A 22,822-nucleotide genomic window follows, 5' to 3' on the forward strand; every position below is an offset into this window, starting at 1 on the left:
TCTCCATGGATGTTAGAGCATCGGGATGTTGAAAGGACTTTCCTCCCGTGTCAGTCAACAGCGGGGTTGAACTTGAGAAACACGCGGTCATCCCATGACGAGATGTTCCAGCGATACGCTCCACCGAAGAGCCCGGGCGTTTCGTCGGCATTGGTCTCAATGACCGTGCCGGACACGGTCACATTCAGCGTTCCGTTGGGCACAATGGCGATCTGATCGAGCTCGGCGCGGGCCCGGTCCGGGATCTCCGGGGTACTGACTTCAATGGTTGCGTCGTCCATGCGCCGAATGCTCAAGAAATTGTCGGCTTGCGACTTCGCCCGCGTGTTGGGGACGCCGATTGCGGACCCGTTTGCATCCAACTCACCGGTGAGATTGACGATGAGATCGAAGCGCCCTTCCCCGGCGTAGGTGAAGCTCTCAAAGCCGGGCATTCGAGCCGCCTTGCGCTCTTCCGCCCGCATCCGGTCCTCTTCCTGTTCTGTGAGCACGTGGCCGTCGGCAAGCGCCTTAACGACACGGGGATCAGCGAGGCGGGTTTCGACACGCATGTCGTACTCGTACCCCTCGAGCACGATGGTGGCGTCGATGGTTTCCAGCACGAGGCAACCGGTCAGAAACACTCCAACCGCGATAGCCGCGGCGGCATTGCGGGCGAGCGAAAACAGCTTCGCCATCAGCGATAGGCTCCCGGGAAAATGATGTCCTGCTCCACAATTATGTTGAACCCATAGCCCGGGCGGATGGTGAGGGTCGGCTGGACATTGAGATTCCGGGAAATGGTTTGATCCGCTACCCGCCCGAAGCTTTCCGCGAAATTCCTTCGTGCCGCATCCGAGGCGGTGTCCTGCGTCGCAAGGGTCGAGCTTTCCGGCACGGCCATGTCGATGCCCGTCCCGATCAATGCGATGAGGATCGCCGAGCCAAAGGTCTGCAGGTATTTGTTGTCGACCTGGTCGCGGAAGCCGCCATAGCCTTGCGCGTCGACGCCGGCCATGCCACCGATCTGCAGTGTCGATCCATTCGGGAAAATGAGATCGGTCCAGATCACCAGCACGCGACTTTGCCCGAACGAGACATTGGAGTCGTACCGGCCGAAGAGCTTGGCCCCTTGTGGCACCAACAGCCGGTGGCCGGTCGCACTGTCATAGACGTTCTGGCTGACCTGGGCGGTGATACGGCCGGGAAGGTCGGAGTTGATGCCGGTCACGAGCGTTGCCGGGATCACCGAGCCGCGTTTGAGCTCAAAGGGCGACTGCTGCGGTACGACGCGGTTCGGCAGGTAGCCGAGATCGGCAATGTTCTGATTGAAGAAGTCTGCCTTTCCGGCCTGATTGTTCGGATCGGCCTGTTGCCCGGCGCCGCCAGCGCGCAGCGCAGCCGCATAGAGATCGGCCATGCCGGCGCGATCGCCAAGCGCCCCCTGCCCCGTTGTCGATTGTGGCGTTCCCGTTTGTGCGGCTTGCCCTACGTTACCGATATCGATCGCGATTGGGCTGTCATAGGCGGCATCGTCGGCCTGGAGCCGGGCCATACGCTGCTGATGCAGCAAGCGAAACATCTGCTCGTCCTGTTCCCTTTGCAGCCGCTCTCGCCAGTCGGCTTCACTTTCGACCGGCGTCGCCTGTTGCTGTTGCGGTGTTGTCGGCTGGCGCTGGAAAGGATTGGTGGATTGCGGCTCGTCTTCCGCCAGTTCGACCGGCTGCACCACCTGGATCTGCTGCGCGGGGCGCGGCTCCTCGATCACGCCATCCGAAACGCCGCGCTTGAGCTGGTCGGCGAAATCGGTCGCCGGCGCGCCGGTCGAGGTATCGAGCGGGCCCCCACTCCGGTTGAGGCCGCGGATCGAGAGGCCCCAAATGATAACGCCGAAGAAAAGGACGACCAGGCCGATGAAGAGAAAGACCGGCAGCTTGTTCAAGCGCCGGATTTTGGGCTTCTCGTCGCCGCCTTCGGCGCCGGGAGAGAGATCGAGCGAACTCATGGCTCCCCCCTCAGGTCGTACGCTGCATGACAGACAGCGGGCTTGTCGGTGTCGCGCCGGTCGCCGACATCGCATAGGAGCGGGTCAGCTCCACCGAAGGCGTCGAAATCCGGGTCATGACGGCGCCCTCGAACGTGTCGATGACATAGGCGAGCGGGATCATCGTGTCGCCGGAGGCCTCCTGGTTCGAAGCAACGGCATAGCCCCAGCCGCGCAGCGACTCTTCGAGCGCGAGGCCGAATGCGGAATCGTCGGGCTTGATGACGATCGTCCCGGTGCCCGGGCCAACATGCTCGGCGAGCTTGGAGACCATGTCGCCGGCGACGGCCGCAGCCGCGGCCGGCGATAGATCGGCGGCATCGGCACTGACGGTCGGCGTGAAGTATCCTCCCCCCGTGGTGGTGCATCCGGTTGTTGCGCCGGTGAGAAGAACGAGTGCCAGAACACGGGAAAGTCGGTGGATGGCGCGCATGATCAGCCCCTCCTCGAAATGGTGATCTTCTGCTGGCGGGAGCCGACGCCGGAAAGCAGCACGGCGCGATCGAACACATAGTCCACGATCATCATCGTGCCGTTGAGCCGGTAATTGACGATACGGTTTTCGCCGCCCGAGACGACGAACAGCACCGGCGCATCGCCGCTCATCATCTGGCCGGGGAACTGAATGTAGGTCTTGGCGCCATCGGTGTAGACGCGGGTCGGGCGCCAGCGGGCCTGTCCGCTGATAGTGAAATTGAAGCTCAGGTTTTCGGCCGGGACGCCGGCGCCGGGAATGATGCTCGCCTCGACGCGCGCGTTGAGGGCATCGAACTTGGCCTGCACGTCCTCGGGATATTCGAAGGCAACGCGGGCCATGTAGTCGCGATGATGCGACCTGAGCCGGATGTGGTAGGTGCGCCGCGATGTCGTCACCACCATGGACGTCTCGAGCCCGGGTTCCGAAGGCTTGACGATCAGGTGGATTTTCTGGCCTTCGGCCGAGCCGGAGGTTGCCGGCTCGACCTTCCAGCGAACCGTGTCGCCCACCAGCACGTCACGCACGGCTTCTCCGGCCTGCAGCTCGATTTCGCAGAGCTGGAGGGGCGAGCAAACGACGGACGGCTGCGTTTGGCCGTAGAGGTAAATGACCTTGCCGTCCGGCCCCCGCGTCATCACCGCGGCCGTGCCCTGCCACTGAGTGGAAAGTCCGGTTCCCCGCGCTTCGTTGCCGCTGAGGCCCTGCTGATCGGCCGCAACGGCGACATTGAGGGCGAACGTGCCCAGCAACAGGGTTGCCGCACACACGCCCGCGTGCATTTTCTTGAGGTTCAACATTACTCTTACTCCGCGAGCGTTTCTCAAAGCTGGGCTGTCCAATCGAAATCCTCGAGGTAGAGGCCGATCGGGTTCAGACGAATGACCGCCTCGTCCTGGGGCGGCGAAAGAGTCACGGTGGCGATGCCGCGAAAGCGGCGGGTGCGTAGTTCCTTGCCCGCGCGGTCGCGCTCGATCTCGCTCCAGTCGACCTGGTAGCTCTGGTTCGAGAGGGCGACGACGTTGTTGACCTCGATCGAGACCGTCATGGTGCGGGCGCGATCGAAAGGCGAATTGTTGCGGAACCAGTTGTTGACCTTCTCGGTCGCCGGGTCCTGCTGCTTCAGCATCGCGTAGGTGCGGTCGATATATCCCTTCTGCACGGTCGCATCCGGGGTGATCGACCGGAAGTTCGACACCCAGGCGCCGAGCATCGAGCGCACAACGCGCTCGTCGGCATATTCGATCTGCGCGGGGAAGCCGGCCAGGACAGCCGCGCCGAGCTTGTCGACCTCGACCACATAGGGAACGAGCTTGACTTGTGTCGACTGATAGAGGGCATAGCCGAACCCGATCACCGCCATGCTCATCGAAAGCAGGCCGACGGTGCGCCAGGCCGAGGCCGCGCGCATGTAGCTGCCGTAGCGCTCGTTCCACTCATAGCGGGCGGCCAGATACGGATTGTCGGGGTATTTTCGCTTCGCCATCTAGCCTCGCCTGATACGGCCGGCCGACCTCACGAGTCGGCGTCCATCTTTTTGTTTGAACTTCTGGAACTGGTGCCCGGATTGGTGCCTTGGCGCAGCTTGTCGTTGGCAAGGCCGAGGGTCGAACCCATCTTGGCGCCGGGGATGCCCATCAACTTGTCGGTCGCCGCGGAGCCGACCGCGCCACCCGCGGCTTTCAACCCGGCCATTGCAGCCGCGCCACGCGATGCGCCGGCTTGCGATGCCGCCGAGGCGGCAGCCATCCCACCTTTGACGACGCCGGCGCCGCCGGCCGCCATGCCAGCACCGACCGCCGCGAACCCGGCAACCTGGACACCGCTGCGGATGGCTTCCATGCCGTTGCCGACGGAAACGCCCTGGACGACGCCCTGAATGATGTTCGGCACGTACATGGAGATCATGAAGACGACGACCGAAATGCCCGCGATCGTCAGGGTAGTGAGGAATTGATCGTCGGAAGCCGTATCGTTCGAAAGGCCGATTAGCACCTCGGAGCCGATGCGCGCGATCATCACGAGGCCCATCAGCTTCATGCCGACTGAGAAGGCGTAAACGAGGTAGCGGACTGCGAAATCCTTGGTAAAGGACGAGCCACCAAGGCCAAGCATGATCATGCCGGCGAGCAGACCGACATACATTTCGACCAGCACGGCCACGAAGATCGCCGCTACGAGGGCAAAGCTGATGACAACGACGATCATCGCGAAGACCGAGGCCATGGCGAGGGCATTGTCCTCCCAAAGGCCGAACCGGGCGTTTTCCGAGAGTTCGGATGCCACTTTGACGCCGGCATTGAAGACGTCGGCCGGCGAAGCCGAACCGCCATCCGCGCCGATCTGGAACAGGCTATCGACAACCGACTTGGCCAAGGCCGGACCCTGCTGCAGAACAAAGAGGAAGAAGCCGATGAAGAGAATTCTCCGCACAAGCTCTGCAAACCATGTGTCGAGCGATGGCGCCTGGATCGCGAGCCAGATCGCCGCGATACCCACTTCTATGCCGGCCAGTATCCAGAACAGCGAGGTTGCCGCATCGATGACGGTGTCCTGCCAGCCCTGCGATGCGCTGGCGACCTGGTTTTCGAGATCGGTCAGGATCGAACCGTCCTGCGCAAAGGCCGGATCGACCATGGCAAGCCCGGCGATCATCAGCCCAGCCAATCTCAAAAGCATCGAAGCGCGCATGACTCAGTTGTCGCCCCAGCGGGGCGCCATCTGCTGGCCTCCCGACGTGGGGTAGTCGTCGGGATTTGCGTTGAAAAAGTCCTTTGCCCGCTCGGCGGCTTCCTCGCGTGCCGCCGCTTCCTGCTCGGCAAGTTCGACCTGGCGCTCGAGGAGCGCCTTCATTTCCGGATCGGCGTTCGGGATGAACACATAGGATGCCGCGCCGCCCGCAAGGGCGGCAACGATCGCGATCGCGACGACGACGGGGAGTTTGAGCGTTGCCATGGGGTCACCACCGAGGCTGCATTTGTTGGCCGCCGGAGGTGGACGGAGCGGTAGAGCCGAAAAATGCGTCGCGGCGAGCCTGAGCGAGATCCTTTTCAGCCTGCTCCGACTGATACCAGGTGCCCATCATGGTCATCTGCTGGGAGACGAGGCCGCGAAGCTTCTGCATCTGCTCGACCTGCTGCGTCGCGATCTGATGCCCGACCTGCAACGCCTTCATCTGGCCATCGGCGGACTCCGATTGGGAGCGCAGTTGCGCCATGGTGGATTCTTCGGTCGCAAACTGATCGGCCGTGAGGCCAGCCGCCGCCAGTGTTCCACCGATGGTGTCACGGTTGGTGTCCGACCAGGACTGATAGCTCGACGAGAAATCCTGCCCGTTCGGAAGACCGTTCTGGAAATCGGTATAGCTCTGGAAGCGCTGCTTGAGCACATCGTCAAGGTTGCCCATCGAGAACGCCATGCCCTGCCCCTGCTGCACGATGCCTTGCAGGTTGGCGAGGTCCTGTTGAGCCTGCCCCCACACATGATCGGGAAGCTGCATGGTGTTCTGCAGCATGTTCTCGTAGATGCGAATCTGGTTTGCGATCTGCTCCACCTGGTTGGAGATCTGCGTCACCTGATTTGCGATCTGCTCGGCGTTCTGTCCGCCGAGCGCGATCAGTTCCCCATTGTTGAGGATCTGCGTAAACTCGGTCGCGCCGGTGAGCGCCCCGCTGGCTTGGGCTGGCGCGGCAAGGCTGACAGCGATCAGGACGCTTGCGAGAGAACTAGGCAAGAAGAGCTTCGGCATTTTCGATACCTCTTTGCTTGAGCCAGTGGACGGGCCATTCGTCGCCGTGGTGGACGCGCAGCTCATCGATGCGCTTGATGTCGTCCTTTCCGGACGCGCCGACGAAAGACAGGGTGATTGGCCCGAGGGCCATGTCGAACAGACGCCGCCCGTCAGGCGAAGCGACGTAGTATTCGCGCTTCGGAAGAGCGGTTGCGACGATCTCGATTTGCCGCTCATTGAAGCCAATACGCTCATAGAACTCGCGTGTGCCGCTTTCGCGTGCCGCGCCATTGGGCAGGCAAATCTTGGTCGGGCAGCTTTCCTTGAGCACGTCGATGATGCCGGACTTTTCCGCGTCAGAAATCGACTGCGTTGCCAGAACGACGGCGCAATTGGCCTTGCGCAGCACCTTCAGCCATTCGCGGATCTTCTCGCGGAACGCTGGATGGCCGAGCATCAGCCAGGCCTCATCGAGGATGATGAGGCTGGGGGCGCCGGTCAGGCGCTTTTCGATGCGACGGAACAGGTAGAGCAGGACCGGCACGAGATTGCGGTCGCCGAGGTTCATCAATTCCTCGATCTCGAACGTCTGGAAATCCGAGAGGGTCAGGCCATCCTCCTCGGCATCGAGCAGATGCCCCATGGGACCGTCGACTGTGTAATGACGCAGCGCGTCCTTGATCTCCCGCATCTGCACACCCGACACGAAATCGGAGAGCGACCGGCGCGTCGAGGCGGCCATGAGCGCGATCTGTCTGGCGATCGCGTTGCGATGATCGGGGGTGACTTTCACACCCTGCAGCTCGACAAGGGTTTCCAGCCATCCGGCCGCCCAGGCCTTGTCGCCATCGTCGTCCAGTTGGGAAAGCGGGCAGAAGGTCAGCGCCTCCCCTGCTCCAACATCGTAGTGATCGCCGCCAACAGCCACCGTCAGCGGGTACATCGACTTGCCCTTGTCGAAAGCGAAGAGCTGTGCTTGCCGGTAACGGCGAAACTGTGCCGCGATCAGCGCCAGAAGGGTCGACTTGCCCGATCCGGTCGGACCGAAGATCAGGGTATGACCCACGTCGCCGGAATGGAGGTTCAGGCGGAACGGCGATGATCCGCTTGCGACCTGCATCAGCGGCGGCGAGCCGTCGGGATAGAACGGGCACGGCGCAACCGGTGAGCCCGACCAGACCGAGTTGAGCGGCACCAGATCGGCAAGGTTGCGGGTATTGATCAGCGGTTCGCGGATGTTGGCGTACCAGTTGCCGGGCAGACTCCCAAGGAACGCCTCGGTGACGTTCAGCGTTTCGATGCGAGCGGCAAAGCCTTCGGCCTGGATCAGCCGGCGCACGCCTTCGGTCTTTTCGCGAAGGCGCGCCTCGTCGTCGTCGAACATGATAATGACCGGCGTATAGTAGCCATAGGCGACAAGCTGCGAATTTGCCTCGGCAATGGCGTCTTCCGTCTCCGCCACCATCAGCGCAGCGTCCTGATCGATCGCCCCCGAATTGGTCTGGAAAAGCTGGTCCATGAATGGCCGGACCTTCTGCAGCCACTTCTTGCGCGTGCGCTCGAGCCTTTGGCGGGCCTCGATCGGATCGAGAAAGACGAAGCGGCTCGACCAGCGATAGGTGAGCGGCATCAGGTCCAGAGAATTGAGAATCCCTGGCCAGCTCTCGGCCGGAAAGCCGTCTATCGCCACGACCGCCAGATAGCGGTTGTCGACCAGCGGCGAGAGACCGTGATGGAATTCGGCCGTGACGACGAAATCGAGATACATCGGAATGTCGGGCAGGCGGACCGGATGGTTTTCGCCGACAATGCAGAAGCGGGCGAACTGCAGCAGATCGTCATATTTGGCGGTACGGGTTCCGCCGCGTTCCTCGGTCTCCTGTGTAACCATGCGGCGGATCGAGACGACGTTTCCCATATATTGCTCGAACTCGCGGATCGAACGCCGGAAGTGATCGAGCGCGCGATCGGCAAAGGTGGTCGCGCGGGACTCATCGTCGGAATAGACATATTTGACGAGGCCGGACTTGCGCTTCTCCGGTTCGCGATAGGTCAGGATGATGGCGTGCTGGCTCTCATAGTGCCCGTCCGCCGCCTCAAAACGCTTGCGCCGTTCCTCATCGATCAGCGCACTTACCTTGTCGGGGAAATGGCAGTTGTCCCGGGCCGGATAGGCCGTCGCCGGCACGCGCACGGCCTCGACCTGGATCATCCAGCCCGATCCGAGCCGGGCGAGAATGGCATTGATCTGGCGGCTGACCTCGTTGCGCTCGAAATCGGTCGAGCTTTCGTTATCCGGACCGGCGAAATACCAGCCGGCCATCAGGCTCCCGTCCTTGAGCAAGAGCGTGCCGTTATCGATCAGGGCCGCATAGGGCAGCAGGTCGGAGAAGGACGGGCCGGAATGACGAAATCGCTTGAGTGCAACCATAAGTCAGAACGTCCGCCAGGGCGTGGAGGTCGGCCGGTAGTAGGGGCGGTATCTGATGTGGCGCAGGTAGACGCGGCGCATCAGGGGATCGGCTTTCGCCATCATGCGCAGTAGCCCGACAACCACGATCCAGATGACCGTGCCGAGCAGCGCCGATACGGTCGTCAGGATGACGAAGACGAGAATGACCGCGGCGAGCCCGGTCAGAAGCACGAGCTCACGGTCAGCCCCAAAGAGCAGCGTCGGACGCGAAAGGGCACGGTGTATCCGCGCCGTCGCCAGCCGGCTTTCCCTTTCAGCCATGCGGGGCAACCACCGGCTCTTGTTCGTGCGCCTCCAGCGGGACGCCGATGGACGAACCGCTGGAGCCGAACAGGCCGACGATTTGCGTTGCACCGAGCAGGATGCCGGCGACGAGTACGATGTAGCAGAGCCTCCGCGCAAAATCGTTCAACTCGCCGCCGAAGATCAACATGCCGCCGGCAATGGCGACCGCGGCGAGCGCGATAGCGCCAGCGACCGGGCCGGTGATGGATTCCTGAATCTGTTCCAGAGGCCCTTCCCAGGGCAGGCCCCCTCCCCCGCCGCTGGCGAGCGCCGGTTCGATCATGACGAGCGATGCGGCCGCGAGGCCGAGCAGGAGCGTGAAAGCCTTCTTAGACGACATGAAGATTTCTTCCCTGGATGGATTCGGATTTCGACGCGCCGACCGGCGAGGTGAGGTATCGCCCGTCGCGAAAGCCTTCGACCTTCAGGATCTCGCGAACGGTTCGCCCGCCGGGCGCGCGCTCGATCGAGACGATCAGGTCGACCGCCTCTCCGATGACTTCCGGCATAGGCTGGGAGCTGACTTCGGCAACGAGCTGTTCAAGACGGGTAAGAGCGGCGCCGGCCGAGTTCGAGTGAACCGTCGCGATGCCGCCCGGATGGCCGGTGTTCCATGCCTTCAAGAGAGTGAGGGCAGCGCCGTCGCGAACCTCGCCCACGATGATGCGATCCGGACGCAGCCGCATCGTCGACTTCAATAGACGGCCCATATCGACCGTGTCTGTGGTGTGCAGGATCACATGATTTTCCGCCGCGCACTGGATCTCGGCAGTGTCTTCCAGGATCACCAGCCGGTGCTCCGGCGTCGTCTCGACCAGCTCCGCCAGGATTGCATTGGTGAGCGTGGTCTTGCCCGTTCCAGTGCCTCCCGACACTACGATATTGAGCCGGTTCACGATCGAATCGCGGATCACATCAACCTGCTCGGGCGTCATGATGCCGTCGGCGACATACTGATCGAGGCGGATCAGCATCGACGCGCGCTTGCGGATCGTGAACATCGGCGCAGGCGCGGCCGGTGGCAAAATCCCCTCAAAGCGATGTCCGCCAAGGGGCAATTCCCCGGAAATAATCGGTCGGTCCTGGTCGACTTCGGTCTTGAGGGCGTGGGCGACTTTGCCGATGACGGTCTCGGCGTCATGGGAGGCCATCCGCCCCGCCGCCGCTATCCCCTGCCCTACCCGCTCGATAAATAGATTGCCGTCGGGGTTGAGCATGACCTCCACAACGTCGGGGTCATGGAGCGCTGTCGTGACCGTGGCGCCAAGTGCGTCCTGCAGACCGAGGATCAGCCGTCGTTTCGACTCGCTCATGAACCGCCCTCCTGCCCGGCTGCTTTGGTCAGGCCGCGGCTTCCACAGCGGCCGGGAAGAGGGAGACGTAGCTCGACGGCCGCACCAGCTCGAGACTGGGTTCGTCGGCAGATAAGAGGCCCGCGACAGCAATGGTATTGCCAATAGGATGTGGAGACCCGAGCCGCTCCAGTGGCCACTTCGCTCGGCTGAGAATGCGCTCAAACCGAACGTCCGTCACCGTGACGATCCGGTCGTACCCATTGGCCATCGACCATTCAATGATGCCGGCGAACAAGGTATGCGTGGCGTCGCGCAGTCCGCTCGCGGAGACGATTTCGCTGCGTTCGGTGTCGATGCAAAAGCGCGAGCTCTCGACGACGCGGCTCGATTGGGGCATGCGAGCAGCGCCCGCCAGAAACGGAAATATCTGACCGAGCATCGTCGGTCCGGTGGACGAAAGGAGGCGGGCGCAACCGATCACGTGACCATCGTTGCCGACGAGCACGAGATAGGTCGGATCGAGCCGGTCGTACTCGTCCTTTTCCTGGTTGTGCTCTACGTGGACGTCCCAGTCTAACCTGTGTTTGAAGACCCTTGCGCGCAGTTCGTGCATGCGCTCGAGCAGACGTTGCTCACTACTTGTAGCCCTCGTACGGCAAATGGCGACGACGCGCATGACCCAATCCTTAACCCATTGAATTGCGGTCTCTTGAATCCCGTACGGCCGCGCACCACCAGCTGTGAAAAGTCACAGGGGATCGACAGTCGTCGCCGTGATAGACAGGGGGGAGTGCCGAGGGGCCGTTGCCGCATTTATGGCTGAATTGCGATGCAACGCGAAATTGCGACTACCCGAATTGAGGACAAAAACACCCGGAGAGGATCGTTGCCGAGCAAAGCCTTCGACCAGTTGCGAGACGCACTAGAAACGGCCCATGGGATGGCGCCTGTCAAAGCCGCGGTGAAGGAGTTCGCCGGCCAATTGGGGTTTGACTGGTTCGCCTATCTCTCGGTTTGTGGGCCGGAGATCGACACGTTTTCGACGTACCCGCGCGCATGGCAAGGCCACTATATCAACAAGAAATACGCGAGCATCGATCCCGTCGTGCAGGAAGCCCGCCGTTCTGAACGCTGCTTTGCGTGGTCCGAACGCGACATTGCACGGGCATTATCGCCGGATCAGGTGCGCTTCCTCGGAGAAGCCGGGGATCATGGTATCGCATCGGGGATATCTGTGCCCGTGTCGGCCGGGTTCGGCCGGACTGTGTTATTCACGCTTGCGTCGTCGAACCGGTGTGACAATTGCCTGGTAGAATGCCCCTTCCTTGCCGCTTCGATTGCATCGCACGTGGATGTCTATGCGCGGCGCTGGATGCTCGAGCCAATGCCTGCTGTCACCGTCAAGTTAAGCCCTAGAGAGAGGCTCTGCCTGAGCTGGATGGCAAAAGGCAAGCGCATGTCCGAAATCGCGCAAATCGTCGGGACGAAAGTCCGGACGGTCGAGTATCACCTGCAAAATGCTCGGCGGAAGCTCGATGCCACCAACGTCACCCACGCCGTCGCGCTTGCAGTGCGTCAACAGTTGATCTGATCCAGGCCGGTCGCGGGAGGGCCTTTCCGCCTCTACTTCGTGTTGTGCTTGCCGGCGGCAAAAGAGTCATCCGCGATGGCGCCGTCGCCCCCTACCCTGCCCGGCTGTTTTGAGGCTTATTCGGCTTCGCGTCCTGATCGGCGGCCGATATCGGCAGGGAGATCGGCAACTAATATCGGCAATTGTGCTGACTTATTGCGTCCAATGCCTTACATTGCAATCCGTTGAGGCACCATTGAGATCGGCAAAAGAATGCTTGAAACCCCTGCCCGCATCGAGCCGCTGTTTTTTGACGACGCGGTGCCGACCGTTCTGGCCGATCTTGCGATCGAGCTGCAGAAGGCCGCCGATGAACTCGGCCGAGGCCTGCATCCGGAGTCGGCTGACGAATTGGCCGATCTCGTACGAGTCATGAATTCTTACTATTCGAATTTGATCGAAGGCCACAACACACGACCTCGAGATATCGAGAGCGCCCTGGCCGGCGCCGAGATAGATCCCGAACGTCGTCCCCTCGCCCTCGAGGCGAAGGCCCATGTCGAAGTTCAGAGGATGATTGACGGCTTCGGGTTGCGCGGCGAGCTGCCGAGCCCGACTTCGATCGATTTCATTCGGTGGGTTCATCGCGCCTTCTACGACGAGATGCCCGAGGAATTCCGGTTCATCGACAAACCTGATGGCGCCAAGGCCGAGATCCTACCCGGCGAGTTCCGGACGTCCGCGGAACATGATGTCGCTGTCGGGCGCCATCAGCCGCCATCTTCTGACAGGGTGATAGCTTTCATGGAGTATTTCCAGAAGCGGTTCGCCATGGCCGAAAAGCAGGCCAGCCTGCGGATCATCGCGATTGCGTCAGCTCATCACCGCCTCAACTACATTCACCCGTTTCCAGACGGCAACGGCCGCGTCAGTCGCTTGATGTCTCACGCCATGGCGCTCAAGGCCGGTATTGGAGGCAACGGCCTGTGGTCGATATCTCGTGGCCTCGCTCGTGGCCTGAAAGATCGTGGCGAATACAAGCGCATGATGGATCACGCCGACAGTCCCAGACAAGGCGATCGTGATGGACGAGGAAATCTTTCGGAATCGGCACTCAAGGATTTCGTCGAATGGTTCCTTACAGTCGCGCTCGACCAGGTGCGGTTCTCGACCGCAATGTTCGACCTCGGGCGGCTCGATGCTCGCTACCGCGCCCTAATAAAAGATGTCGTCGACGATAAACGAGCACCTGATCTGGTGGCGGCCGTGTTGCGGCACGGCAGGTTGCCCCGTGGTGAAGCCAATTTCGTGCTGAAAACATCCGAGCGCACGGCACGGAGCACGCTGTCGGATCTTGTCGAGCGCGGTTTTCTGAAATCTGAAACTCCGAAGGCACCGGTACGTATTGCCTTCCCCCTCGATTTCAGGGAACGGCTGTTTCCGAATCTCTTCACCGATGTCGAACCCAATGTCCCGGAACCGCCTTCACTGTCTTTCAGATGAGTGGAATTTCAGGAGTGACAACCGGAATGACTCCGGCCGTCCCCGCTCAGAGAGTAGAACACTGCCTTCGGTCAGCCGAATATCGACAATGCCGGTCCTATGCTGCTGTGCAAGCCCGTTGTAGCCGCGGCAACAATTGCCGTGATTATGGGCCCCTGGACTAGAATGTGACCTTGGCAGTGACGGGCGTGTAGCCCCGTCCGACCCTACGGGCGAGCCAGGCCTCGAGCGCTTCGCCGGCTTCAGCGGCCGACGCATAGAGGTCAAGGCGTTGTCGGCCGAGCGAGCCGATCCGCCCCCACGCGCGCATAAGCGCCGCATCACCGTACAGTGACGGTTCTATCGCGAGTACATAAAACCGCGCAACGTTGCGAGCGCAATCGCGGCGTTGAAGGACAACTTGAAGCTTCGGCTCGACCATGTCTGATTGTCATCGACTTCCGGTACCCACGTCCAATTCATTGGCTGAATCGTTTGGGCGTGAGGGATTCACGTCGGTGATAATTGCCTCTCTGACGGGAAAGACGATCGACCGGAGGGTTGTCTAGTTGCTTCCGTTTCCCGTCGGCCCATGGACTTGTGGCAGCCTGACAAACACGCGTTGGGCAATTTTGAGCCACCACGCTGGGCGCTGCATAGCCGGCTAAGAGTCATCTGTTCATGGGTGAAGGTGAGTCGCCCCAAAGGAGCGGCGGTCACGCCCACTCACTCGGTTTGACGCCATCCACCACTGTGAAACTTCTCAGGGTGCTGCATGGACCGAGCCAGCGGCATGTGGCATTGAAGGTTCTCGCGGATTGACCAACCGCGGAGAAACTAAGCGATTGAAAAATCGATGGAAAATGTACGCGCCGACGCCGCGATTCCGGACTGTGAGGCTCCGCTGAGTGATCTTGTTGGCGTGGACCTGGGCATGTCGTTAAGGTTTCGTTAACCTAAAATCCCTTGCCAGAGAACGGGAATCGCTCATACTGGCGCCAGATTGGCCGAAAGGTCGAATATGGCGCTATTTTCTCGTTTGGGGGACAAAGCGGAGATGGCATTTCTCCCAAGTTTTGAGTTTGACGACAAGATCCTTGCCCAGGGGGCCGAGATCTCGCGCAAGCTCGACCAATTGCGCGTCGAGAAGTTTCCGACCGAGGGGCAGAAGACCCTTCGGCGGTTCTCGATGGCCGAGGTCGCCCACTATCTTGGTATCAGTCCGAACAATCTGAAGCGCCTCCATCTTGAAAAGAAAGGTCCTGAGCCTTTCGTCGGTGCCGGCGGACGGCGCTTTTACGCGGCCGAGCAGATGACCGAGCTTCGGGACTATCTCGACAAGCACGGGCGATCGGATTCCAAGAAGTATGTGCCCTACCGCAAACCTGGCGAGAAGCTGCAGGTCATTGCGGTCGTCAACTTCAAGGGTGGATCGGGAAAGACCACCACCACGGCGCACCTCGCGCAGCATTTGGCGCTCACCGGTCACCGGGTCCTGACGGTGGATCTCGATCCGCAGGCTTCGCTTTCAGCCCTCCATGGCTTCCAGCCGGAGCTCGACAAGAACCCCTCGCTCTACGACGCGATCCGGTACGACAACCCCGCCCCGGCCGAAGATGTCATCCGCAAGACGAACTTCCCCTTGCTCGATATCATCCCGGCGAACCTGGAGCTGCAGGAATATGAGTACGAGACTCCGCTTGCCATGCAGTCTCCGTCTCAGGAAGGAAAGCGGTTCTTCACGAGGGTCGCCCGGGCGTTGGATTCGGTCAGTGAGCGCTACGACGTCGTGGTCGTCGATTGCCCTCCACAGCTCGGCTATCTGACGCTGTCGGCACTGTCGGCCGCCACCTCGGTTCTGATTACCGTCCACCCGCAGATGCTGGATCTGATGTCTATGAGTCAGTTTCTGCTGATGCTGGGCAATATCATGAAGTCCATCAAGAATGCTGGCGCGAAGGTCCAGCTGGACTGGCTGCGCTATCTCATCACCCGATACGAGCCCACGGACATTCCCCAGGCACAGATGGTCGGCTTCATGCAGTCGATGCTTGCCGAGGAAATTCTGAAAAGCCCAATGCTCAAATCCACGGCGATTTCTGACGCCGGCCTCACCAAGCAGACGCTCTATGAGGTCGAGCGATCGAACTTCAATCGCGATACCTATGATCGGGCGATCGACAGCATGGATGCCGTGAACTTCGAGATTCAGGGACTGATCCACCAGGCATGGGGGCGGTTGTGATGTTGACTGCCGTCAAAACCACCAAAAAAACCCACGGTTTCAAGCGCATAAGCCGCTTAAGGGGGTGCTAGTCAAATGGCGCGGAAAAATCCCTTTGCCAGCATCATGGACAACGGCGACGCTCCCGCCGAGCGCCCGGTCGCGCAAGACTACACCTTCAAGGGGGCATCACGCTCGCTCATAAGCTCGATCGACGAAATGGCGGCTCAGGCAGGCAAGCTGCTCGAGGGCGAGACGATAATCGAGGTTAACCCCGACCTGGTGGACCAATCTTTCGCCAACGACCGGCTCAACGTCGATCAGGAAGATTACGAGGCCGACTACGCTCAGGTGTTGGAGTCGATCCGTGGTTCCGGCCAGAACTCCCCGGCGCTCCTTCGCCCTCACCCGCAGCGGCCCGGCCGCTACATGCTGGTCTTCGGTCGCCTCCGCTGGCGCGCCGCAAAAGAGCTTGGTCTCAAGCTTCGCGCTGTCATCAAGGATATCTCCGAGCGCGATCATGTGATCGCCCAGGGACAGGAAAACAACGCGCGAGCGAACACGTCCTTCATCGAGAAAGCACTGTTTGCCGCCGACATCGTTGAGCGGAAATTCGACGAGGACAACGCCACAGCCCTCGCCGCAATCGGTGTCGATCGGCCGACGCTTTCAAAGATGCTCTCTGTCGCCTCGATGCCCAAGGAACTTCTCGAGGCGATCGGCCGCGCGAAGGCTGTCGGTCGTGATCGCTGGTATGAGCTCAAGCTCCTCCTCGACAAGCCGGGCAATCTCGACACTGCCCTGGCTCTGGCATTGAGTTCCGATTGGCATGGGATGCCAAGCGAAGCGCGGTTCGATGCGGTCGTCACGAAGCTGAAGGCATCCAAGCCGCGCCGCCGTGCCGCGCAGGCGCCATCCAAACGCAACTGGGCGCCGTCTGATGGGCGTATCGCCGCGGAGATGGTGGCCAGTGGCAAGAAATTCACCATCGCCCTCAAGGCGAAGGGAACCGACGCAGCAGCGTTCGGTGACTACCTCTCGGAAAATCTCAGCGAGTTGTATGAGGCTTTCCGTCGGGAAAAACGAGCAACCACGAACGGAGATTGAGCGCAAAAGAAAAAGGCCCCCGAAACGGCAATTCCGGAAGACCTTCTCTTTAAGTTTGGCGACTGAGAGAATCCCACTTCCGCGAATCATAGTCAAGACCATTCAGGTCGGTTTGAGCGCCGATTCGGCGAGCAGGTTTCTTTTGCCTAGCAATAGGTGAAGGACAATGCAGACGCATACCCCAACGACGCCCTTTGGGCGGCGAACGATGTCACTTGGCATGATGGCAAGCCAGGCTGTGGCAAAATCGGCACCGGCTGGCGCCCAGGTCCAGAAATGGAAAGTGTTCCAGACGATCCGGGAAGCGCGCGAGCTGATCGGCGCTACGGACCGCGCACTCGCCATTCTCAACGCGCTGCTCTCGTTTCATCCGGAAACGGAGCTCACAGGCGACGGCGAACTGATCGTCTGGCCGTCCAACGAGCAACTCATGGCCCGTGCGAACGGAATGCCGGCGACGACGCTACGGCGCCACCTGGCCGTCCTGGTCGACTGCGGGCTGATCATCCGCAGAGATAGTCCGAACGGCAAGCGCTTCGCCCGCAAGGGCAGGGGAGGTCAAGTCGAACAGGCCTACGGGTTCGACCTGGCGCCGATCGTTGCCCGGGCCGGGGAATTCAAGGAGCTGGCGGACACCGTCCGGGCCGAGAAGAACGCCCTTCGGATCGCCAAGGAGCGTCTCACGCTCCTGCGCCGCGATATCGTCAAGCTCATCGAGACTGGCATCGAGGAGAACGTTCCGGGCAATTGGGGCAGGGTCTACCAGACCTATCAGGCCATCGTCTGCCGCTTGCCGCGCTCAGCGCCGAGGCAACTCATCGAGGATATCTGCTGCGATCTTCACGGCCTCTACACGGAGATCCTCGAGGTATTGGAATCATTTGCAAAAACACAGAATCCGGACGCCAATGAGTCCCATTCTGGTCGCCACATACAGAATTCAAACCCAGACTCCATATTTGAATCTGAAGACCGCTCTCGAAATAAGAATGAAGCGGGCGGCAGCGCCGCGGAAACCGACAACGTACGGAGCTTGCCGAAGCGAGAATTGCCTTTGGGCATTGTGCTGGACGCCTGCCCCAACCTGCGAGAATTGACGCAAGGCGGGGAAATCCGTCACTGGCGCGACTTTCTGGCCGCGGCGGAACTGGCCCGGCCGATGCTGGCAATCAGTCCCAGCGCGTGGCGGGACGCCTGCGAGGTCATGGGCGAACAGCACGCGGCGATCACCCTTGCCGCGATCTACCAGCGATCAGACCAGATCAACAGCGCCGGCGGCTATCTGCGCAGCCTGACCGACAAGGCAAGGGACGGCAAATTCTCGACCTGGCCAATGATCATGGCACTGCTGCGCGCCAAGCTGGACGCCGACAAATCGGCGGAGAAAACCGGCCACGAACCGCGAAGCGGCGGTGAAAGCGGGGAAGGGCGGCTCGAAGTCTCGGAAGCCCTTCTGCGGTCGCTGAACAAGCCCAGATCGTGATGATTGATAGATTTGAATTCCGCGGGCGGCAACTCGGTCAGTCTCTGTCGTCGTCGATCAGACCGTCAAAAGTTTCGAGCAGTGCATCGATGATCGATTGGCCAAGGGCATTTGCAGCTTCGCCCATCCGGGCATCGTCTCCGCACCGCGCCGCAGAAGCGAGCTCCGAACCCTGCTCGGTCAGGATCGACTTGGTTCGCTCGATGGCCCATTGGGCGAAATCGTCGCGGCTGTTGACGGTCATGGCTTCCACTGCTGCGCGCTCCGGAGTTTGCGGACTGTTTGGGTTGTTCTGGCTACGAACGAGCTCCGCGAATTATACGGCGTAGGCGCCACAAAATCAGTCCTCGGTTGCGTATTCAGGCCGCCTCGAGCAAGCCGCTACGCTTTGCCCGGTCGATGAGGTTCTTGACGGACGAGGGCGCCCATTTCGTACCGCCACGGGGCGTACGCTCACGAAGTCGCTCGAGCTGGTTGGCGATTTCGCGCAAGGTCAGCTCCGGATTGGAGGAATGGATGCCCGCCACGAGGGTCATCAGACGATCCTCAGCTGGCCGAGGCGGCGACTTCCTCAGAAGCGACTTGTCGGCCATTCCCTCGCTGACAATCCATTTCACCGCGCGCCGTAAACGCTCAGGAGTCCAATCGAGACCACGTTGCCTGAGAACGCGGGAGATATCGTCCCATGTGTGGTCGGGTCGCATGCGCCGCACAATGGGAAGCCACTGGTTCGCGGATGACTGGAGACGCGCTCCATAGGCTGCCTTTTGCGCGGCCGTCATCTTGGCCAGCGCGTCCGGCCGACGTTCGCGGATCCCTGGATTGCCCGGCATCCGGCCTTTTGCTCTGGCGGCTTTGATGCCTGCCTTGGTCCGTTCGGAGTTGAGAGCCCGCTCCAGCTGGGCCACGGCGCCAAGAACCTGCAGGGAAAACATGCCTTGCGGCGTCGTGGTGTCGATCGGGTCGCTGAGCGACCGGAAATGCGCACCTTTTGCCGTCAGGTCCTCGATGACATCGAGCAGATGGCTTACCGAGCGCGCCAGGCGGTCGAGCCGAACGACGACAAGCGTGTCGCCAGCGTCGATCTCGCGGACAATCTTGGCAAGGGCAGGGCGGGCTCTTGAGGCCCCGGAGCCGTGCTCCCGGACGATTGTCTCACATCCGGCGGACCGCAACTCCATCTCCTGGGCTTCTGTAGCCTGCTCGTCTGTCGAGACGCGCGCATAGCCGATTTGCCGGCTCTGTGGTCGACGGGAGGAGTGGTTGTGCGGTGTTTTGGCCATTTGGAGCGCCTGAGAACCGTATCGGAGACGAAATTACAAACGTAGAAGATACAGATAACCGATCGGTTGGAGACGCATCGGCTTCCGAACTTGAAAATAGCCGAGGAGTGTCATATCTTTTGCACAGTAAATGCGACTATGTGTATGACAGGATGGAATCCTATGGGCCAGGCCCTCAAGATACCCGTGCAGAATGAACCTTTGGTTTTGTCCTATATGGACCGGGCCGGGAAAATTGCCATCAACCAAGTGGCGGACGGCTTTGGAATGTCCAAGGGCCAATTGGCCGAGACGGCCGGCCTTGCCCGCGAAACCCTCTATCGGTTGGAGCGCAGCCGCACGATAAAGACCCAGGGGCGTCTACGTGAAATGCTCGAGATCATCAGTCGCGTGACGGAATGGGCGGGCGGAAAGGAACAGGCGATGGCCTGGTACCGAGCCCAGCCGCTGCCGGCATTCGGTGGTCGCACCGCCGAAGCCCTCGTGAAGGAAGGCAAAGCCGCTGCCGTTCGCGATTATCTGGATCATATGGCCCTCGGCGGCTTTGCGTGAGGTTCGTCAGAACCTGCTATAGGGCACATGATCCGCGTTGGGCCTTCAAGCCGACTTCCGGTGAGGGAGCCGCGATCAGGGGTGCGCGCTTCAATCCCAAAGGTGTGCCAGCGCTATATCTGGGGCTCACCATCATGACGGCGGTCAAAGAAGCCAATCAAGGCTTTGCGCATCGGATCGACCCCTGTGTGCTGTGCTCCTATGAGGTCGATTGCGAGGGCATCGCAGACCTGACGACCGAGCAGGGGAGGGGAGAATTTTCCGTCGCGCTCGAGGACATGGCCTGCGCTTGGGCAACGGTCCTCAGCGACGGCGAGCGCCCTGCATCCTGGTCCATCTATGACCAACTGCGGCTTCAAGGCATTGCCGGTATTCTGGTTCCGAGTTTTGCTCCGGGTGCCGAGACAGAAGATCGCAACCTAGTGCTTTGGGACTGGGGTCCGGATCTTCCGCACAAGGTGACTGTATTCGACCCGAGCGGCCGGCTGCCGAAGGACCAGTTGTCCTGGCGATGAAGCAATTGCGGAAGGACAGAGGGAGCTTTCGGACGGAGGCGTCAGCGCCAACCCAAGGCCGGGGCGACGTGGGTCAGGATCGCCTCGATGACATGCGCATTGTAGTCGACACCGAGCTGGTTGGGGACGGTGAGCAGCAGCGTGTCAGCCTCGGCGATGGCCTCGTCGCCCTTCAACTGCTCGATAAGGACGTCCGGCTCGGCGGCATAGGAGCGGCCGAACACGGCGAGCTTTTCAGGCTCGATGTAACCGAAATGATCTTCGCTCTCGTTGCCGCCGAAATACGCCCGGTCGCGATCGTCCACCAACGCGAAGATGCTGCGGCTGACGGAGACCCGCGGCTCGCGCGTGTGACCGGCCGCCTTCCACGCCTCGCGGAAGGCGCGAATCTGATCGGCCTGCTGGAGATGAAAGGGTTTTCCGCTCTCGTCGAACTTGAGTGTGGAGCTCTGCAGGTTCATTCCCAGTTTTGCTGCCCATTCCGCAGTTGCGTTGGTGGCGGCGCCCCACCAGATGCGATCACGCAAGCCCTCCGAATGTGGTTCGACACGCAGCAGGCCAGGCGGGTTCGGAAACATCGGGCGCGGGTTGGGTTGTGCAAAGCCTTTGCCGCGCAGCACGTCGAGGAACACGTCGGTGTGCTGCCGGGCCATGTCGGCATCGCTCTCGCCCTCTTGCGGAACGTGGCCGAAGTAGCGCCAGCCATCGATCACCTGCTCTGGCGAGCCGCGGCTGATGCCCAGTTGCAAACGCCCTCCGGCGATCAGGTCGGCGGCGCCGGCGTCTTCGGCCATGTAGAGCGGGTTCTCGTAGCGCATGTCGATGACCGCCGTGCCGATCTCGATGCGGCTGGTCTTGGCGCCAATCGCCGCCAGCAGCGGGAACGGCGAGCCAAGCTGGCGGGCGAAGTGATGCACGCGGAAATATGCCCCATCCGCGCCCAGCTCTTCGGTAGCAACGGCCAGATCGATGGACTGCAGGAGTGCATCGGATGCAGACCGTGTCTGCGACTGGGGCGAGGGCGTCCAGTGTCCGAACGACAGAAAACCGATCTTTTTCATGAGAATGCCACGTCAGAGTGAAAGGCGCTCGCGTTATCTAGTTATTGAACCGCTGGCGCGCCACGCCGAATTCGCCCACCAGATGTGCGAGAAGGGCAGGGGAGGGGGTTTTTTGTCCCTACAGCCCGCTTGCCTTGGTGAGATTGACTCGAAACCGATCGCGGCGCCGCTGATATCTACGGGTCATCTCGGCGGAGGCGTGGCCGAGCTGCTTTTGCACGTAGCGCTCGTCGACCTCGGCCGACGAGGCAAGCCCGGCGCGCAGCGAATGCCCCGCGAACTTTTGTTCTCGTTCGCCCTCGGAAAGATCGCCGCGTACGCCGGCCGCCAGCGCTGCCCGCTTGACCAGGCGTGCCACCTCCTGGTCGTTGAGCCGCTCGCTGCCCACCTTTTTGCCTTGCCCCGTCACCCTTCGGAACAGCGGCCCGTGGGCAATGCGCGCGAGCTTGAGCCAGGTCTCCAGCGCCACGACCGGGCAGGTCGTGTCGGACGAGCCCCGGCCGATCTCGACCTCCCGCCAGCCGGTCTTGCCGCGCAACGTGACGAGCAGGCCTTTTTCGAAGACCTCGATCCAGCCGCGGCCGTCCTCGGTTTGGTCGCGGCCGACGTCCAGGCCGACGATTTCGGAACGACGCAGCCCGCCGGCAAAGCCGAGAAGCAGCATGGCACGGTCGCGCAAGCCGCGCAGGGTACCCCGATCGAGGGTTTCCAGCATGGCCATGAGATTCTCGGGCAGGATGGCTTCCTTCTGTACTGGCGGTTTTGCGTGGCTGTTGCGAATGCCGGCCATGACGGTGGCGATGTGCCGGTCTTTCCTGTCCAGCGGCTGGCCACGCTGTGCATAGTTCCACGTCAGCGAGGAGAGGCGCCGCTCGATCGTGGATACGGAGTTCGGCTTCTTGTCGCCGGTCGCCTTTCCTGAGGCGCAGGCGGTGATGTAGAGGCCGACCAACTGCGGATCGGGCGGGAACACGTCCAGACCTTGGCGGCGCGCCCAGGCGCAAAAATGCTTCCAGTCCGCAGCGTAGGCGCGGCGGGTGTTGGCCGAGCTCGCCGCCTCGACATAATCGCGCGCGCGATCGGCCAACGCGTCGAGATGCGCCGGCAGGCGCGGATTGGCGACGGCCGGAAGAGGGGAGGGGGCTTCGGCTGACAGTTCTTCCGGGGCGCGACCCATCTCCATGACGACATCGATGATGTCGGGCAAATCGTCCGCAGCTTTCGCCTCCAGCCCGGCCGACGACCGCAGACCTAAAGCATCGTC

General features: G+C 61.5%; 25 protein-coding genes. 7 read left to right on the plus strand and 18 right to left on the minus strand.

What is annotated here, in order from left to right; all coding sequences use genetic code 11:
* Positions 1–50: 50 nt before the first annotated feature.
* From H5P29_RS31960 to H5P29_RS32020, 13 genes are read right to left on the minus strand one after another with little or no spacing between them, the layout of a single operon-like run.
* Positions 51–677 (minus strand): hypothetical protein, encoded by a 627-nt coding sequence (locus tag H5P29_RS31960; RefSeq protein WP_154386569.1) that lies wholly within the window; start codon positions 675–677, stop codon positions 51–53.
* Positions 677–1,984, minus strand: coding sequence for an IncP-type conjugal transfer protein TrbI (gene trbI / locus H5P29_RS31965; RefSeq protein WP_154386568.1), 1,308 nt, complete (start codon positions 1,982–1,984; stop codon positions 677–679). Before trbI ends, H5P29_RS31960 begins: the two co-directional genes overlap by 1 nt.
* A 10-nt stretch (positions 1,985–1,994) precedes the next feature.
* Positions 1,995–2,456: a conjugal transfer protein TrbH gene (gene trbH / locus H5P29_RS31970; RefSeq protein ID WP_154386567.1), complete on the minus strand. Its 462-nt coding sequence runs from the start codon at positions 2,454–2,456 to the stop codon at positions 1,995–1,997.
* 2 nt (positions 2,457–2,458) lie between these two features.
* On the minus strand, positions 2,459–3,280 hold the full coding sequence (gene trbG, locus H5P29_RS31975; RefSeq protein ID WP_246188832.1) for a P-type conjugative transfer protein TrbG: 822 nt from the start codon (positions 3,278–3,280) through the stop codon (positions 2,459–2,461).
* 41 nt (positions 3,281–3,321) lie between these two features.
* Entirely contained in the window at positions 3,322–3,984 is a 663-nt protein-coding gene (gene trbF / locus H5P29_RS31980) for a conjugal transfer protein TrbF (RefSeq protein WP_154386565.1), read from the minus strand.
* Positions 3,985–4,013: 29 nt separating this feature from the next.
* Complete coding sequence (gene trbL / locus H5P29_RS31985) at positions 4,014–5,189, minus strand: P-type conjugative transfer protein TrbL (protein WP_154386564.1); 1,176 nt, start codon at positions 5,187–5,189, stop codon at positions 4,014–4,016.
* Positions 5,190–5,192: 3 nt separating this feature from the next.
* Positions 5,193–5,453 carry a DUF2749 domain-containing protein gene (locus H5P29_RS31990; protein ID WP_154386563.1) on the minus strand — a complete coding sequence of 87 codons (261 nt, stop codon included), beginning with the start codon at positions 5,451–5,453 and terminating at the stop codon, positions 5,193–5,195.
* Positions 5,454–5,457: 4 nt separating this feature from the next.
* Positions 5,458–6,246, minus strand: coding sequence for a P-type conjugative transfer protein TrbJ (gene trbJ, locus H5P29_RS31995; RefSeq protein ID WP_154386562.1), 789 nt, complete (start codon positions 6,244–6,246; stop codon positions 5,458–5,460).
* Positions 6,224–8,659 carry a conjugal transfer protein TrbE gene (locus H5P29_RS32000; protein ID WP_154386561.1) on the minus strand — a complete coding sequence of 812 codons (2,436 nt, stop codon included), beginning with the start codon at positions 8,657–8,659 and terminating at the stop codon, positions 6,224–6,226. Before H5P29_RS32000 ends, trbJ begins: the two co-directional genes overlap by 23 nt.
* A gap of 3 nt (positions 8,660–8,662) precedes the next feature.
* Positions 8,663–8,962, minus strand: a complete 300-nt coding sequence (locus tag H5P29_RS32005; protein ID WP_154386560.1) for a conjugal transfer protein TrbD — start codon at positions 8,960–8,962, stop codon at positions 8,663–8,665.
* Positions 8,955–9,326, minus strand: a complete 372-nt coding sequence (locus tag H5P29_RS32010) for a TrbC/VirB2 family protein (RefSeq protein WP_154386559.1) — start codon at positions 9,324–9,326, stop codon at positions 8,955–8,957. The genes H5P29_RS32005 and H5P29_RS32010 overlap by 8 nt, the downstream gene beginning before the upstream one ends.
* A complete protein-coding gene (gene trbB / locus H5P29_RS32015; RefSeq protein WP_154386558.1) occupies positions 9,316–10,299 on the minus strand; it encodes a P-type conjugative transfer ATPase TrbB in 984 nt (327 codons plus the stop codon). The genes H5P29_RS32010 and trbB overlap by 11 nt, the downstream gene beginning before the upstream one ends.
* A 28-nt stretch (positions 10,300–10,327) precedes the next feature.
* The gene (locus H5P29_RS32020; RefSeq protein ID WP_154386557.1) at positions 10,328–10,957 is read right to left on the minus strand and encodes an acyl-homoserine-lactone synthase; all 630 of its coding nucleotides are present in this window, start codon (positions 10,955–10,957) and stop codon (positions 10,328–10,330) included.
* A 210-nt stretch (positions 10,958–11,167) separates the two neighbouring features.
* Between H5P29_RS32020 and H5P29_RS32025 the strand changes: the two genes are divergently transcribed.
* Together H5P29_RS32025 and H5P29_RS32030 are read left to right on the plus strand one after the other, a co-directional pair.
* Complete coding sequence (locus H5P29_RS32025) at positions 11,168–11,872, plus strand: autoinducer binding domain-containing protein (RefSeq protein ID WP_185910480.1); 705 nt, start codon at positions 11,168–11,170, stop codon at positions 11,870–11,872.
* Positions 11,873–12,124: 252 nt separating this feature from the next.
* Positions 12,125–13,354 carry a Fic family protein gene (locus H5P29_RS32030; protein ID WP_154386555.1) on the plus strand — a complete coding sequence of 410 codons (1,230 nt, stop codon included), beginning with the start codon at positions 12,125–12,127 and terminating at the stop codon, positions 13,352–13,354.
* A gap of 160 nt (positions 13,355–13,514) precedes the next feature.
* Here H5P29_RS32030 and H5P29_RS32035 read toward each other — a convergent pair whose 3' ends face one another.
* A complete protein-coding gene (locus H5P29_RS32035; protein ID WP_154386554.1) occupies positions 13,515–13,775 on the minus strand; it encodes a WGR domain-containing protein in 261 nt (86 codons plus the stop codon).
* Positions 13,776–14,390: 615 nt separating this feature from the next.
* Between H5P29_RS32035 and repA the strand changes: the two genes are divergently transcribed.
* From repA to repC, 3 genes are all read left to right on the plus strand, one after another.
* Complete coding sequence (repA, locus tag H5P29_RS32040; protein ID WP_154386553.1) at positions 14,391–15,578, plus strand: plasmid partitioning protein RepA; 1,188 nt, start codon at positions 14,391–14,393, stop codon at positions 15,576–15,578.
* Between the two features lie 75 nt (positions 15,579–15,653).
* Positions 15,654–16,664, plus strand: coding sequence for a plasmid partitioning protein RepB (gene repB / locus H5P29_RS32045; RefSeq protein WP_154386552.1), 1,011 nt, complete (start codon positions 15,654–15,656; stop codon positions 16,662–16,664).
* A 166-nt stretch (positions 16,665–16,830) separates the two neighbouring features.
* A complete protein-coding gene (repC, locus tag H5P29_RS32050) occupies positions 16,831–18,147 on the plus strand; it encodes a plasmid replication protein RepC (protein WP_154386551.1) in 1,317 nt (438 codons plus the stop codon).
* Between the two features lie 37 nt (positions 18,148–18,184).
* On the opposite strand, the gene H5P29_RS32055 is transcribed toward repC, so the two are convergent.
* Both H5P29_RS32055 and H5P29_RS32060 read right to left on the minus strand, forming a co-directional pair.
* The gene (locus H5P29_RS32055) at positions 18,185–18,391 is read right to left on the minus strand and encodes a hypothetical protein (protein WP_154386550.1); all 207 of its coding nucleotides are present in this window, start codon (positions 18,389–18,391) and stop codon (positions 18,185–18,187) included.
* 115 nt (positions 18,392–18,506) lie between these two features.
* Positions 18,507–19,430: a recombinase family protein gene (locus H5P29_RS32060; protein ID WP_154386549.1), complete on the minus strand. Its 924-nt coding sequence runs from the start codon at positions 19,428–19,430 to the stop codon at positions 18,507–18,509.
* A gap of 162 nt (positions 19,431–19,592) precedes the next feature.
* Here H5P29_RS32060 and H5P29_RS32065 point away from each other — a divergent pair, with 162 nt between their 5' ends.
* Positions 19,593–19,982: an MbcA/ParS/Xre antitoxin family protein gene (locus H5P29_RS32065; protein WP_154386548.1), complete on the plus strand. Its 390-nt coding sequence runs from the start codon at positions 19,593–19,595 to the stop codon at positions 19,980–19,982.
* Positions 19,979–20,497, plus strand: a complete 519-nt coding sequence (locus H5P29_RS32070) for an RES family NAD+ phosphorylase (protein ID WP_185910482.1) — start codon at positions 19,979–19,981, stop codon at positions 20,495–20,497. The genes H5P29_RS32065 and H5P29_RS32070 overlap by 4 nt, the downstream gene beginning before the upstream one ends.
* Before the next feature lie 41 nt (positions 20,498–20,538).
* Here the strand turns inward: H5P29_RS32070 and H5P29_RS32075 are convergent, their stop codons facing one another.
* On the minus strand, positions 20,539–21,558 hold the full coding sequence (locus tag H5P29_RS32075) for an LLM class flavin-dependent oxidoreductase (protein WP_154386547.1): 1,020 nt from the start codon (positions 21,556–21,558) through the stop codon (positions 20,539–20,541).
* A gap of 118 nt (positions 21,559–21,676) precedes the next feature.
* Positions 21,677–22,741, minus strand: coding sequence for a site-specific integrase (locus tag H5P29_RS32080; RefSeq protein ID WP_154386606.1), 1,065 nt, complete (start codon positions 22,739–22,741; stop codon positions 21,677–21,679).
* Positions 22,742–22,822: the final 81 nt, after the last annotated feature.

This window comes from Aminobacter sp. MDW-2 (assembly GCF_014250155.1).
In the GTDB taxonomy this organism is placed as follows: domain Bacteria; phylum Pseudomonadota; class Alphaproteobacteria; order Rhizobiales; family Rhizobiaceae; genus Aminobacter; species Aminobacter ciceronei.

Coding starts and splice junctions, on each gene's coding strand:
- H5P29_RS31960 (WP_154386569.1), bottom strand. CDS start 677: ATGGCGAAGCTGTTTTCGCTCGCCCGCAATGCCGCCGCGGCTATCGCG.
- trbI (WP_154386568.1), bottom strand. CDS start 1,984: ATGAGTTCGCTCGATCTCTCTCCCGGCGCCGAAGGCGGCGACGAGAAG.
- trbH (WP_154386567.1), bottom strand. CDS start 2,456: ATGCGCGCCATCCACCGACTTTCCCGTGTTCTGGCACTCGTTCTTCTC.
- trbG (WP_246188832.1), bottom strand. CDS start 3,280: ATGCACGCGGGCGTGTGTGCGGCAACCCTGTTGCTGGGCACGTTCGCC.
- trbF (WP_154386565.1), bottom strand. CDS start 3,984: ATGGCGAAGCGAAAATACCCCGACAATCCGTATCTGGCCGCCCGCTAT.
- trbL (WP_154386564.1), bottom strand. CDS start 5,189: ATGCGCGCTTCGATGCTTTTGAGATTGGCTGGGCTGATGATCGCCGGG.
- H5P29_RS31990 (WP_154386563.1), bottom strand. CDS start 5,453: ATGGCAACGCTCAAACTCCCCGTCGTCGTCGCGATCGCGATCGTTGCC.
- trbJ (WP_154386562.1), bottom strand. CDS start 6,246: ATGCCGAAGCTCTTCTTGCCTAGTTCTCTCGCAAGCGTCCTGATCGCT.
- H5P29_RS32000 (WP_154386561.1), bottom strand. CDS start 8,659: ATGGTTGCACTCAAGCGATTTCGTCATTCCGGCCCGTCCTTCTCCGAC.
- H5P29_RS32005 (WP_154386560.1), bottom strand. CDS start 8,962: ATGGCTGAAAGGGAAAGCCGGCTGGCGACGGCGCGGATACACCGTGCC.
- H5P29_RS32010 (WP_154386559.1), bottom strand. CDS start 9,326: ATGTCGTCTAAGAAGGCTTTCACGCTCCTGCTCGGCCTCGCGGCCGCA.
- trbB (WP_154386558.1), bottom strand. CDS start 10,299: ATGAGCGAGTCGAAACGACGGCTGATCCTCGGTCTGCAGGACGCACTT.
- H5P29_RS32020 (WP_154386557.1), bottom strand. CDS start 10,957: ATGCGCGTCGTCGCCATTTGCCGTACGAGGGCTACAAGTAGTGAGCAA.
- H5P29_RS32030 (WP_154386555.1), top strand. CDS start 12,125: ATGCTTGAAACCCCTGCCCGCATCGAGCCGCTGTTTTTTGACGACGCG.
- H5P29_RS32035 (WP_154386554.1), bottom strand. CDS start 13,775: ATGGTCGAGCCGAAGCTTCAAGTTGTCCTTCAACGCCGCGATTGCGCT.
- repA (WP_154386553.1), top strand. CDS start 14,391: ATGGCATTTCTCCCAAGTTTTGAGTTTGACGACAAGATCCTTGCCCAG.
- repB (WP_154386552.1), top strand. CDS start 15,654: ATGGCGCGGAAAAATCCCTTTGCCAGCATCATGGACAACGGCGACGCT.
- repC (WP_154386551.1), top strand. CDS start 16,831: ATGCAGACGCATACCCCAACGACGCCCTTTGGGCGGCGAACGATGTCA.
- H5P29_RS32055 (WP_154386550.1), bottom strand. CDS start 18,391: ATGACCGTCAACAGCCGCGACGATTTCGCCCAATGGGCCATCGAGCGA.
- H5P29_RS32060 (WP_154386549.1), bottom strand. CDS start 19,430: ATGGCCAAAACACCGCACAACCACTCCTCCCGTCGACCACAGAGCCGG.
- H5P29_RS32065 (WP_154386548.1), top strand. CDS start 19,593: ATGGGCCAGGCCCTCAAGATACCCGTGCAGAATGAACCTTTGGTTTTG.
- H5P29_RS32075 (WP_154386547.1), bottom strand. CDS start 21,558: ATGAAAAAGATCGGTTTTCTGTCGTTCGGACACTGGACGCCCTCGCCC.
- H5P29_RS32080 (WP_154386606.1), bottom strand. CDS start 22,741: ATGGAGATGGGTCGCGCCCCGGAAGAACTGTCAGCCGAAGCCCCCTCC.